7 protein-coding genes are annotated in these 12,262 nt (G+C 64.9%); 3 read left to right on the plus strand and 4 right to left on the minus strand.

Annotated features, from left to right (window positions below):
- The first annotated feature begins 1 nt into the window (after position 1).
- Complete coding sequence (locus ACMQ11_RS10785) at positions 2 to 1,993, plus strand: M56 family metallopeptidase (protein ID WP_418992782.1); 1,992 nt, start codon at positions 2 to 4, stop codon at positions 1,991 to 1,993.
- A gap of 135 nt (positions 1,994 to 2,128) precedes the next feature.
- Here ACMQ11_RS10785 and ACMQ11_RS10790 read toward each other — a convergent pair whose 3' ends face one another.
- Together ACMQ11_RS10790 and cysS are read right to left on the minus strand one after the other, a co-directional pair.
- Entirely contained in the window at positions 2,129 to 3,067 is a 939-nt protein-coding gene (locus tag ACMQ11_RS10790; protein WP_418992783.1) for a carbohydrate kinase family protein, read from the minus strand.
- Positions 3,068 to 3,069: 2 nt separating this feature from the next.
- On the minus strand, positions 3,070 to 4,545 hold the full coding sequence (gene cysS, locus ACMQ11_RS10795; RefSeq protein WP_418992784.1) for a cysteine--tRNA ligase: 1,476 nt from the start codon (positions 4,543 to 4,545) through the stop codon (positions 3,070 to 3,072).
- Positions 4,546 to 4,718: 173 nt separating this feature from the next.
- Here cysS and ACMQ11_RS10800 point away from each other — a divergent pair, with 173 nt between their 5' ends.
- On the plus strand, positions 4,719 to 6,083 hold the full coding sequence (locus ACMQ11_RS10800; protein ID WP_418992785.1) for a DEAD/DEAH box helicase: 1,365 nt from the start codon (positions 4,719 to 4,721) through the stop codon (positions 6,081 to 6,083).
- 87 nt (positions 6,084 to 6,170) lie between these two features.
- The gene (locus ACMQ11_RS10805) at positions 6,171 to 9,401 is read left to right on the plus strand and encodes a DUF2723 domain-containing protein (RefSeq protein ID WP_418992786.1); all 3,231 of its coding nucleotides are present in this window, start codon (positions 6,171 to 6,173) and stop codon (positions 9,399 to 9,401) included.
- A gap of 58 nt (positions 9,402 to 9,459) precedes the next feature.
- On the opposite strand, the gene ACMQ11_RS10810 is transcribed toward ACMQ11_RS10805, so the two are convergent.
- Both ACMQ11_RS10810 and ACMQ11_RS10815 read right to left on the minus strand, forming a co-directional pair.
- Entirely contained in the window at positions 9,460 to 10,344 is an 885-nt protein-coding gene (locus tag ACMQ11_RS10810) for a class I SAM-dependent methyltransferase (RefSeq protein WP_418992787.1), read from the minus strand.
- 6 nt (positions 10,345 to 10,350) lie between these two features.
- Positions 10,351 to 12,195: a peptidase U32 family protein gene (locus tag ACMQ11_RS10815; protein WP_418992788.1), complete on the minus strand. Its 1,845-nt coding sequence runs from the start codon at positions 12,193 to 12,195 to the stop codon at positions 10,351 to 10,353.
- Positions 12,196 to 12,262: the final 67 nt, after the last annotated feature.

Raw genomic sequence — 12,262 nt, forward strand, 5'->3', positions numbered from 1 at the left:
CATGTACGACCTGTTGCTATACAGTCTGAAAGCGGGAGCCTCTCTGGCGGCGTTCTTTCTCTTCTTCAAGCTGCTGCTCAGCCGCGAAACCTTTCATCGGCTCAACCGCATGCTGGTGCTGGGGGCCGTGGTGCTCTCGTTCGTGCTGCCGCTGTGCGTGGTGACCGTCTACCGGGAATTGCCCGTACAGCCCGTCCTGCCGGCGGTGCCGGTCCTCGACCAGATGCCGGCCGCCGTACCCGCTGAGGAGGAGGCCGGCTTCGCCTGGGAGACGCTTGCGGGTGCGCTCTTCGCCGCCGGAGCCGTGGCGGCGTTGCTCAGGACGCTCTGTTCGCTGGCGTGCGTGCTTCGCCTGGTGCGCCGAGGCCGGCGCGAGCGGCTCGAGGGCGGAAGCGTGCTGGTGCACTCCGCCCGGACGGGAGTGCCTTTCAGCTGGTGGCGTTATATCGTCATCCCGGACGAGGACCTCGCGCACAGCGGCCGCGAAATACTCCTCCACGAGCAGGCCCACCTGCGGCTGCGCCACTCGGCCGACCTGCTGCTGATGGACCTGGCGGGGTGTCTGCAATGGTTCAATCCCGCGTTCTGGCTCCTCAGACGCGAATTGCGGGCCATCCACGAATACGAGGCCGACCGCGAGGTGCTGCGCAGCGGCGCGGACCCGAAAGCGTATCAGATGCTCCTGGTGCGCAAAGCGGCCGGGCCGGGGTGGTACTCCGTGGCCAACAGTTTCAACCACAGTAAACTCAAAAACCGAATCGACATGATGTTGCGCAGAAAATCATCGCGGTGGGCCGGAGCCAAGGCGCTCCTGGCGCTGCCGCTGGCGGCTCTCGCAGTGGGAGCTTTCGCCGAAACGAGCTATGTTGTCCCCCAAATCGAACCGGCTGCGGGCGATACGCTCGCACTTTCGAAAACCGAAATCACCCTGCGCGGCGTGCCCGGTGAGCCGCTGGTCGTGGTGGACCGGCGCGTGCTGGCTTCGGCCCGGGCGCTCGACTCGCTCGATGCCGCAAAGATCGCTTCGATCACCGTGCTGCGGGACTCGACGGCGACGCTTCTCTACGGCACGCAGGCGCGCAACGGCGTGGTCATCGTGACCACCAAACCGGATTCGGCCTCATTCCGCAAACCCGAATTTCGCGGCGAGATCGGACTGGTGGCGTTCCGGATCGACTCCTCGCAGCAGAATCGTTCCTCGCAAATCGATCTGCGGCTCGAAAGGGATACCTTGCAGACGGGAGCCGTTCAGACCGATAATGCCCGGCGGGTTCATATCCGCCAAAGAGGTACCAAGGGCAACCCCCTTTTTCTGGTCGACGGGGTGGAGGTCTCCGACTTGAAGGACCTCAACCCGCAGCAGATCGAGAGCATGGAGGTAATCAAGAAGATGACCGATGAAGTCCGCGAGCGGGGCTATACGGGGGTGGTTCGCATCACGACCAGGCGAGGAAGCGATTTTCGGGCTCCCGATCCGGAGCGCATCGAACGCGAGGTGGTTCGGAGCACACAAGAGGGGCTCCGTTCGGCCCAGGAGGGGATCGATGCGGCCCGCAAGGTGCTGGAGAGTGCCCGCGAGCAGATCCCCGCAAAGCAGTGGGAGCAGGCTCAGCGGGATCTGAAAAAGGCGCAGAAGCAGCTCGACCAGACGCGCGAACAGCTTGCGGAGGCGCGCCGCAAACGGGCCGAAGCGGCGCGGTCCGAGGGCCGGATCGTCTGGGGCGGCGAAGGCGTTGCGACGGAACAGGAGAAGACGGTCGTCGAGCGGGACGGAAAGCAGGGCGTGACGATCTACCGCGGAGAGGTGACGCTGCTCGGAGCGCCCGATGTCGGTCTGATTCTGCTCAACGGCAAGCGGGCGACCAAGGCAGATGTCGAGCGGATCGCACCCAAAAAGATTCGCAGCATGGCGGTTTACAGCGGCGAGGAGGCGCTGCGCAAATTCGGCGAGGAGGGGCGCGACGGCGTGCTGGTGATCCGAACGCGCAAGTAAGGCGGGTTGCCCCTCCCCAAAAAAAGAGTTCTCCGGAGCGGCTGCGGTCGCTCCGGATTTTTTTCGCCCCGTCGCTGGGGGGGGAAGAGGATGCGCCCGCAATTCTTGCGGCCGGGCAGGCACCCCGCGGAAGAGCTATGATAAGGAGGCGGGGTAGGCGGGGGTGGCGCCGGGCTGCGAGCAGACCCAGGCCGCGATGCGCGAGGCGAACGACTGCGCCTGCCAGAGGTCGTGTCCGGCGACCAGCTGCGCGCAGAACGCCGCCGTAAACGAGTCGCCCGCACCCACCGTATCGACCGCCGGAGTGCGGTTTGCGGGCGGAATGAGGTAGGCGGATTCGCGGTCGCGCCGGAAGATGCGGCTCCCCGCGGCTCCCTCCGTAAGAATGGCCGTCTCGAGGTTGGGATGGCGCGCAAGCAGTGCCCGGCACAGGGAGGCGCCGTCGTCCGCCAGCCGGTAACCGGTCAGGCACTCGATCACCGCGGGTGCCTCCTCGTCGCTGATCTTGACGATATTGCAGCGGCGGAGCGACTCCTCGATGACGGCGCGCGAGAAATAGCGTTGGCGGATGTTGACGTCGAACACGCGCAGCGTCCGGCGTTCGGAGCGGATCATTGTGTCCAGAAAGCGGCGGACCGTGCGGTGCGAAGCCTCGCTGCGTTGGGCCAGCGACCCGAACGCCACCACCTCGGTGCGGCAGGCCAGCCGTTCCAGCTCCTCCGACCACGCCATTTCGTCCCAGGCGCCGGGCAGAATTTCGTAGCTGTTGACCCCGGCGGCGTCCCGGCGCTTGTTGACCACCCCCGTCCGGCCTCCCGGCACGCGGCAGAGCGCGTCGCACAGGCCGCGTTCGCGCAACTCGTCTATCACCATGCGGCCCCGCTCGTCGTCGCCCACGGCGCTGACCACATGCACCTCGGCGGCATCGGGGCCGAACACGAGGCGCGCACACTTGAGAAAGTGGTCTGCGAAATTGGCGGGCGCGCCGCCGAACGTGTATTCGCCCGTTTCGGTGTCGTAGTCGTACAACACCTCGCCCAGCCCTACGGCGACGATTCTCTTCGGGTTGTCCATCGCTATTCCAGTTCCCAGTCCGAGCCGTCCTTGCGGTCCTTGACGCGGATACCCGCGGCGGCCAACCCGTCGCGGATGCGGTCCGAGGCGGCCCAGTCCTTTGCGGCGCGGGCCTTGAGCCGTTCGTCCAACAGCATCTCCACCAAGGGGGTCACATAGTCCCGCGTGCAGGCCGCGCCGACCGATTTCTCGTCCCGGAGGCCCAGGATGTCGAACGCATAGCGCTGCACGGTGGCCGTGAGGGTCTGAAGATCGGCGGCCGTGATCGTCTGCGCGCCGTCGACCAGCTGGTTGATCGTGCGCACCCAGTCGAAGAGGGCCGAGATGACCATCGGCGAGTTGAGGTCGTCGTCCATCGCCGCGCGGCACCGCTCCTCCAGCTCCGCGGGATCGACGGTCGAGACTGCCGCGGGTTTGATCTTGGCGAGCGCCTCGATGCCTTTCATCAGGCGGTCGAGCCCCTTTTCGGCCGCTTGCAGCGCCTCGTTCGAAAAGTCGAGCGTCGAACGGTAGTGGGCCTGGAGGACGAAGAAACGGATGGTCATCGGCGTATAGGCCTGCGCCAGCAGTTTGTGCGAACCGGTGAAGAGCTCCTCGAGGGTGATGAAATTGCCCAGCGACTTGCCCATCTTCTGGCCGTTGATCGTGATCATGTTGTTGTGGACCCAGTAGCGGGCCGAGTCGTGGCCCAAGGCCGCCGTCGACTGCGCGATCTCGCACTCGTGGTGTGGGAACATCAGGTCCATGCCTCCGCCGTGGATGTCGAAGCGCTCGCCCAGGTAGCGCGTCGACATGGCCGAGCACTCCATGTGCCACCCCGGGAACCCCTCGCTCCAGGGCGAGGGCCAGCGCATGATGTGTTCGGGCGAGGCTTTCTTCCAGAGGGCGAAATCGTAGGAGTGGCGCTTGTCCGACTGGCCGTCCAGTTCGCGCGTGTTGGCGATTATATCGTCCAGGTTGCGGCCCGAAAGGCGGCCGTAGTTGTAGACGGCGTTGTATTTCTCGACGTCGAAATAGACCGAACCGTTCGAGACATAGGCATAGCCGTCATCGAGGATTCGCCGGATGAACTCGATCTGCTCGATGATATGGCCCGACGCATGGGGTTCGATCGAGGGCGTGAGCACGTTGAGCGCGTCCATCGCCCGGTGGTAGCGCTCGGTGTAGTAATGCGCCACCTCCATCGGTTCGAGCTGCTCGAGCCGTGCTTTCTTGGCGATCTTGTCCTCGCCCTCGTCGGCGTCGTGTTCGAGGTGTCCCACGTCGGTGATGTTGCGCACGTAGCGCACCTTGTAGCCCGCGGCCCTCAGGTAGCGGAACATCAGGTCGAACGTCACGGCGGGCCGGGCGTGGCCCAGGTGCGGATCGCCGTAGACCGTGGGGCCGCAGACGTACATGCCCACGCGCCCTTCGACGAGCGGTTCGAACGGCTCCTTGCGGCGAGTGAGCGTATTGTAGAGTTGGAGTTTCGATTCCATAATCCGAAATTTTAGGCAAAATTAACAATTTAAATCCAATTCCGGGAAATTATCGCTACCTTTGTCCCGATAATAATGCGCGTTGGTCTGACGCTTCCCCGTTTTTCCCTCCGTGATTATACGAAAACACCCGTTATTTTCCGGCTCCGATGCCGGAGCAAAACCGATATGCAATGACATTCGATGAACTCAATCTGACAGAACCCATCCTCCGCGCCGTCGTGGAGAAAGGCTATACCGTGCCCACCCCCATCCAGCAGCAGGCCATACCGCCCGCACTCGACGGGCGCGACCTGATCGGCTGCGCCCAGACCGGCACGGGCAAGACGGCCGCTTTCACCCTCCCCATCCTGCAACTGCTCGCGGCCGAACGCGTCCGCGGACGCCGCCCCGTGCGGGCCCTGGTGCTCACGCCGACGCGCGAGCTGGCCATCCAGATCGACGAGTGCTGCCGCGACTACGCCCGCTACACCGAACTGCGCCACGCCGTGATCTTCGGCGGCGTCAACCAGCGGCCGCAGGTCGATGCGCTCCAACGGGGCGTCGATCTGCTGATCGCCACGCCGGGCCGCCTCTTGGATTTGATCGGTCAGGGGCTGCTGACCCTCGCCGAGGTGCGCTATTTCGTGCTGGACGAGGCCGACCGCATGCTCGACATGGGTTTCATCCACGACATCCGCCGCATCCTGCCGATGCTCCCTCCGAAGCGGCAGACGCTCTTTTTCTCGGCCACCATGCCCGACGAAATACGCCGCCTCACCACGACCATCCTGCACGATCCGGTCACGGTGACCGTGACGCCCCCGGCCTCGGTCGTGGAGACCATCCGCCAGACGGTCTTTTTTGCTGAAAAGGCCGAGAAACGCGAGCTGCTGATCCGCCTGCTGCGTGCGCGCAGCGAGGAGTCGGTGCTGGTCTTTTCGCGCACCAAGCACGGTGCCGACCGCATCGCCCGCATCCTGACGAAAGCCGGAATCGAAGCCCGCGCCATCCACGGCGACAAGTCGCAGGGTGCTCGCGAACGGGCCATGAACGATTTCCGTTCGGGTCGCTGCCGCGTGCTGATCGCCACCGACATCGCCGCGCGCGGCATCGACATTTCGGAGCTGCCGCTCGTCGTCAACTACGACCTGCCGGAGGTGCCCGAAACCTACGTCCACCGCATCGGCCGCACGGGGCGCGCCGGGTGCGAGGGCACGGCCATCGCGTTCTGCTCCGAGGAGGAGCGGCCGCTGCTGCGCGACATCGAAAAACTCACGGGGCTGGCCCTCTCGGCCATCGACGACGAGGGAGAATACACGCTGGAAAAGGGCGTTCCCGCTGCGGCCCCGCGCAGGCAGTCCGAGCGGCGGAAGCCGCTCCCGGGCCGTTCCTCGGGGGCGTCGCACGGAGCCGTCGAGCCGAAGAGCCGCGCTGCCGCACCGGGGGCAAAATCGCAGGAGCGCACTGCGGCGCAACCGGCCGCCGGAACGACGCCCCGCAGTTCGCGGCCGCACCGCCGTCGCCGCCCGCAGCACGGCGAAAGGACCCGAAAATGACGATTTCGCGCGCCGCAGTGTAATAAGATTGGATATTAAGCGTTTAATGATTACTTTTGCCCTATTAATACGAGAACCACGGAAAATATGACATCTTTCAAACGCTGGAACAACATCACCGGATGGGCGGTCTTCATCGTCGCGGCGACCGTCTACCTGATGACCATGGAGCCGGTTTCGAGCCTCTGGGACTGCTCCGAATTCATCGCCACCTCCTACAAACTCGAGGTGGGACACCCGCCCGGGGCCCCGCTCTTCATGATGCTGGCGCGCCTGGCCACGCTCTTCGCACTGGGCGACCCCGACGGCGTGGGCATCGCCGTCAACGCGATGAACTCGCTGGCGAGCGCATTCTGCATTCTCTTTCTGTTCTGGACCGTCACGCACCTGGCACGCCGGCTGGTGACGCGCAACGGCGGCGAGCTGACCGCGGCCAACACCTGGGCCATCCTGGGCGCCGGAGCCGTCGGAGCGCTGGCCTATACGTTCACCGACACGTTCTGGTTCTCGGCCATCGAGGGCGAGGTCTACGCCCTCTCGTCGATGTTCACGGCGCTGGTGGTGTGGCTGATGCTCAAGTGGGAGGAGCAGGCCGACGAGCCGCACTCCTCGCGCTGGATCGTGCTGATCGCCTACCTGATGGGCCTCTCGATCGGCGTGCACATCCTGAACCTTTTGACCATCCCCGCGCTGGTCTTCATCTGGTATTTCCGCAAGACGCAGCGGGTGACGCTCCGGGGCGTGGTCTACGCTACGCTCGCGGCGGCCGCCATGCTGATCTTCATCAACGGCATCGTCATCCCCTACACGGTCTACATCGGGGCGATGATCGACCTGTTCTTCGTCAACACGCTGGGCCTGCCGGTCAATTCGGGCATGGTCCTCTTCGCTCTGGCGCTCATTCTCGGCTTGGGTTGGGCCTCGTGGGAGACGCACAAGCGCGGCAAGGTGGTGTGGAACATCCTGCTGCTCTCGACGACGATGATCTTGATCGGCTACTCGTCGTACGCCTCCATGACCATCCGCGCGGCGGCCAACCCCCCGATGAACTCCAACAACCCGAACAACCCCCATGCGCTGCTCTCGGTGCTGAACCGCGACCAGTACGGCGACCGCCCGCTCCTGTACGGCGCCTACTACTCGGCGCCGCCCGAGGGGTACAAGGAAAAGTCGTTCTACTACCTTGACGAGGACGGCCGCTACAAGCCCGCCACGGTAATTTCGGGCTACACCCACGCTCCCGAGTTCATGCACCTCTTCCCCCGCATGTGGGACTACCGCAAGGGCGAGAAAGAGTACAAGCAGTGGGGCGCCTACCGCACCAAGATCGAAACCCTGCGCAACGAGAAAGGGGAGATCGTCCGCGACGAGGAGGGACGCCCCGTGCGCGGCGAGGTGCTCGATTTCGGGCGTCCGCGCGTCTACGACGACGGGTACGAGAAACGCACGGTGATCGAGCCGACGTTCTGGGAGAACCTCAACTATTTCTTCACTTACCAGCTCAACTACATGTACTGGCGCTATTTCCTCTGGAATTTCGTGGGGCGCCAGAGCGACATACAACCCTCGCGCACGACCATCACCGACGGCAACTGGCTCTCGGGCATCCGGTGGATCGACGAAAAGTACCTCGGCCCGCAGGACGACCTGCCGCGCGAGGTGGCCGAGAACCGGGGCCGCAACACCTACTATTTCCTGCCGTTCCTCCTGGGGCTGATCGGTTTGCTCTACCAGTTGAACCGCGACCAGCGCAATTTCACCATCGTCATGTGGCTCTTCGTCATGACGGGCATCGCGCTGGTGGTCTATTTCAACTCCTCGCCCTCGGAACCGCGCGAACGCGATTACGTCTACGCCGGCTCGTTCTACGCCTTCTCGATCTGGATCGGGCTGGGCGTGCTGGCCGTCTACGATTTTTTCGCCCGGCTTCTTAAACGGCGCAACGTGTTGACGGCCGCCGCCGCTACGGTGGTGTGCCTGGGCGTGCCGGCGATCCTCGCAGCCCAGAACTGGGACGACCACGACCGTTCGGGCCGCTACATGGCCCGCGACATCGGCTGGAACTACCTCCAGTCGACGCTGCCCAACTCCATCATCCTCAACTACGGCGACAACGACACGTTCCCCCTGTGGAACAACCAGGAGGTCTACGGCGTGCGTCCCGACGTGCGGATCATGAACACCTCCTACCTGGGCGGCGAATGGTACATCGACGAGATGAAGACCCGGGCCAACGAGGCGGCAGGCGTGCCGTTCTCGCTGCCCAAGAGCAAATACACGTTCGTCAACGACTGGGTCCCCGTGGACAACCGACCCCTCGACCGGGTGGTCGAACTCAAAGAGGTGATCGATTTCGTCCGCATGGACGATCCCCGCTCCAAACTCAAACTGGCGGACGGAACGCTGGTGGACTACATCCCCGCCAAGCGGATCGCCCTGCCGGTGAACAAGGAGAACGCCATCGCCTCGGGCATCGTGGCTGAAAAGGACCGCGACAAGATGGTCGACACGGTCTACATCGAGCTGCGGAAAAACTCGCTGGACAAGAACCAGCTGATGATCCTCGACATGCTGGCCAATTTCGACTGGAAACGCCCGATCTACCTCACGCAGGTCTACATCTTCCAGGACCTCGGGCTGATGGACTACCTCCAGTTCGACGGCTACGCCTACCGCTTCGTGCCGATCCGCACTCCGGTCCAAAGCCCCTACGAGATCGGGCGCATCGATACCGACTATGCGGCTCCGCTGCTGAGGGACACGTTCCGCTACGGCAACCTCGCCGACCCCGAGGTCTATGTCGACTATTTCCTGCAATACAACCTCTCGGCTTCGCACGCCCGCGATGCGTTCGCGCGTGTAGCCAAGGAGCTGCTGCGCGAAAATCGCGTGGACGAGGCGGTCGAACTGCTCGATCTGAGCCTCGAACGTCTCCCGACCGACCAGATCCGCTTCACCGACTCCAACACCTATCCGCTTATCGAGGCCTACTATGCCGCATCGGCGCTGGGGGCTGCGGGTGCCGCCGAGAAAGGCGACGCACTGACGCGCGAATATGTCCGCACGCTGATCGAATACATCGAGTACTACCTGCGCTTCGAGGGCGTGCAGGGAGACATGGTGTCGTCCCTGATCGACGAGAAGCTCGACCAGCTGGGCGACGTCTACTACCTGGCCACCTACGCCGGCCGCAAGGAGGTGCTTGGCGAGCTGAACGCCTACTACCGCTCGCTGGGCGTGGGCGAGGACAACCTGGTCGACGTGGGCGACAAGCCCGGCCGCCCGGCCGACTCGACGCTGCTTCCCCCGGCGGAGTAGCGGTCCCGATACGAACAACGACCCCCTGTCGTCATGCGGACGGCAGGGGGTTGTCGTTTTACCTCGAAAACCGGTAGTAGGTCCCCAGCGGGAGCTGCTTCTGGCCGCGGTCGGTGAAGCACAGTTCGCCCCACTGCTCCTCGCGCGGCGGGCCGAACGCCTGCCTGACGGCTGTGCGGGCCAGTGTCGAACTGAGGCCCATCGAGTAGAGGTTCAGTACCAGAAAAGCCCCCTCAGGCTCCAGCAGCTCGGCGCAGCAGGCGAGCATTTCGCCTATGTTGTCCTCCAGAATCCACTTTTCGCCGTTCGCGCCGCGTCCGTAGGCCGGCGGATCGAGGACGATACCCCGGTAGCGGCTGCCGCGCCGGACCTCGCGGCGGACGAATTTCAAGGCGTCCTCGACGATCCAGCGCACGCCGTCCAGCCCGCTCAGCTCCATGTTCTCGCGCGCCCACGTCACCACCTGCCGCACCGAATCTACGTGCGTGGTCTCGGCTCCCGCGGCCCGGGCCGCGAGGGTCGCGCCGCCCGTGTAGGCAAAGAGGTTCAACACCCGGGGCGCCTCGCCCGCGGCCGCCAGCCCGATGCAGTTGTCGTAGATGAAATTCCAGTTGGCGGCCTGCTCGGGAAAGATGCCCACGTGCTTGAACGAGGTGAGCGCCAGCCGCATGCGCAGCCGCATCGCGCCGTAGGCATACCTTACGGTCCAGCGGTCGGGCATCTTCGGCCCGAGCCGCCACTCGCCCCGCTCGTCGCTGCGCCCGTCGCGCCGGAACGAGGCGTCGGCCATTTGCCGCCACGCCTCCTCCGAAAGCGTGGGCCGCCAGATGGCCTGCGGCTCGGGACGGCGCGTCACGTAGTCGCCGAAGCGTTCGAGTTTCTCGAACGACCCCGAATCGATCAGTTCGTACTCCCCGAAATCGGGGGTCAGTTGTTCCTGCATGATCTGTTATTTTTTGCTCTCGTTCTCGCTCTTTCGCTTGCCGCAATCCACCAGCGACATCTCGCACCGCGCGCAGTCGAACTCCAGGCGGTAACGCTGCGCACCCCGCTCCAGGAAGAGGTCGCCGCCGATCCGGTGTTTTTCCAGCAGGCACTCGCCCAGTTCGCGGCGGATGCAGTAGGCCGAGCGCATCACCCGCCGCCCGTCGGTCGTGGGCGCGAGGTCCAGCCCCCGCTCGACGGTGCGCACCCCGTGGTCGCGGTAGAATGCTTCGGCCAGCCGGTTGGTCACGTTGTACTCGGGCGTGAGGTTTTCGAGGGGGTATCGGGCCGTCGGTTTTTCCGAAAAGATGCAGTGTGTGCGCACACACTGCATCCTTGCCTGCAACAGCCGCTCTAATCCCTCCCGGCGCAACTCGGCCGCAAGCGAGGCGGGCACGAACCACTCCGCACCCGAAACCTCGACCTCGCGCACCGCGAAGATCGTGTCGCCGCTGCGGGATGCCTGCGCGCGGAGCGCGGCGGCGTTGGCCTCGGGATCGCGGGCCTTTTCGAGCGCGACGGAGCGGTGGGCAGAAGCTGTAATTCCCTCGCAATCGGTATATTGCACCACAAGTCCCGCTGCCGACGCTTCGATGCGCGCCGCTGTCCGTATTACGCGCCGCGTGCGGCTGGCCTCCAGTTGGCGGGCGAAGCGGCGGTCGTGGTTGCGGAAGATTTCCACCCCCGCGGCGATCCCCTCCATGCGGTCGGGCAGGACGCTCTCTCCGTCTATGGCGTTCACGCAGGTGCCGGTCAACCCCTTTGGGGTGAGGAAGCAGATTCCGTCGCCGGGTGCCAGTGTGTGCGCACACACCGTCTTTTCGAGGCGGAATCCGCGGCGGTCGCACCGCGCGACGCGGCCGATCCGTTCGCCGACCGACTTGGGCGTATCGAACGAGGCCACGCCCCGGCGTTTGCCGTCCAGATAGTACTCCGACGCGCCGCGCGTAAAACTCTTGGCCGGGTCGGGCACGAAATCCGGCACGCTCTCGCCGACGGAGGCCCGCACGAGGTGCGGACGCTGTCGCAGCGCCTCGTCCACGGCCCGGCGGTAGTGGGCGACGATGTTTTTGATGTAGTTGACGTCCTTGAGCCGCCCCTCGATCTTGAGCGACCGCACGCCTGCGTCCAGCAGGTCGCCGATGCGTCCCGAGAGGTCCATGTCACGCACCGACAAGAGGTGTTTGCCCGCGAGGTGGGTGCGACCGGCCCCGTCGGTGAGGTCCCACCCGAGGCGGCAGGGCTGGCTGCACGCCCCGCGGTTGCCGCTGCGCGCGGAGAGCGAACGCGACAGGAAGCAGCGGCCGCTGTACCCCACGCAGATCGCTCCGTGGACGAAGCACTCTATCTGTGCCGTGGTCGCGGCGCAGATCGCCCGGATCTCTTCGAGTGAGAGGGCCCGTTCGAGAATCACGCGCGCAAAGCCCGCTTCGGCGAGAAAACGCACCTCGTCGGGCGTCGTGTTGCACACCTGCGTCGACGCGTGCAGCTCCACGGGGAGGTTCATGCGCCTGAGGGCCATGTCCTGCACGATCAGGGCGTCGATGCCCGCCGCGATCAGCTCGCGGGCCTGCTGCTCGGCGGCTTCCAGCTCGTCGTCCCACAGGAGCGTGTTGAGCGTGGCGTGGACCCGCACCCCGAAGCGGTGGGCGTACTCCGCCACGCGGGCGATCTCTTCGACCGTATTGCCCGCGGCCTGCCGCGCACCGAACCGCGCACCGCCGATATAGACGGCATCGGCGCCGTAATCCACGGCGGCGACGGCCGATGCGTAATCTTTGGCGGGAGCCAACAGTTCGACGGTTTTCATTTTGCAAATTTACGAATTAGATCGCAAACGGAAGACTCTGCGAAACGAAAAAGCCCTCGGCAGGCGG

The sequence above is a fragment of the Alistipes sp. genome (assembly GCF_048465575.1).
Taxonomy (GTDB): Bacteria; Bacteroidota; Bacteroidia; order Bacteroidales; family Rikenellaceae; genus Alistipes.

What these genes read in the sequence shown, in the direction of transcription:
- ACMQ11_RS10805 (WP_418992786.1), top strand. Translation starts at nt 6,171, where the DNA reads ATGACATCTTTCAAACGCTGGAACAACATCACCGGATGGGCGGTCTTC.
- ACMQ11_RS10810 (WP_418992787.1), bottom strand. Translation starts at nt 10,344, where the DNA reads ATGCAGGAACAACTGACCCCCGATTTCGGGGAGTACGAACTGATCGAT.
- ACMQ11_RS10815 (WP_418992788.1), bottom strand. Translation starts at nt 12,195, where the DNA reads ATGAAAACCGTCGAACTGTTGGCTCCCGCCAAAGATTACGCATCGGCC.
- ACMQ11_RS10790 (WP_418992783.1), bottom strand. Translation starts at nt 3,067, where the DNA reads ATGGACAACCCGAAGAGAATCGTCGCCGTAGGGCTGGGCGAGGTGTTG.
- ACMQ11_RS10800 (WP_418992785.1), top strand. Translation starts at nt 4,719, where the DNA reads ATGACATTCGATGAACTCAATCTGACAGAACCCATCCTCCGCGCCGTC.
- ACMQ11_RS10785 (WP_418992782.1), top strand. Translation starts at nt 2, where the DNA reads ATGTACGACCTGTTGCTATACAGTCTGAAAGCGGGAGCCTCTCTGGCG.
- cysS (WP_418992784.1), bottom strand. Translation starts at nt 4,545, where the DNA reads ATGGAATCGAAACTCCAACTCTACAATACGCTCACTCGCCGCAAGGAG.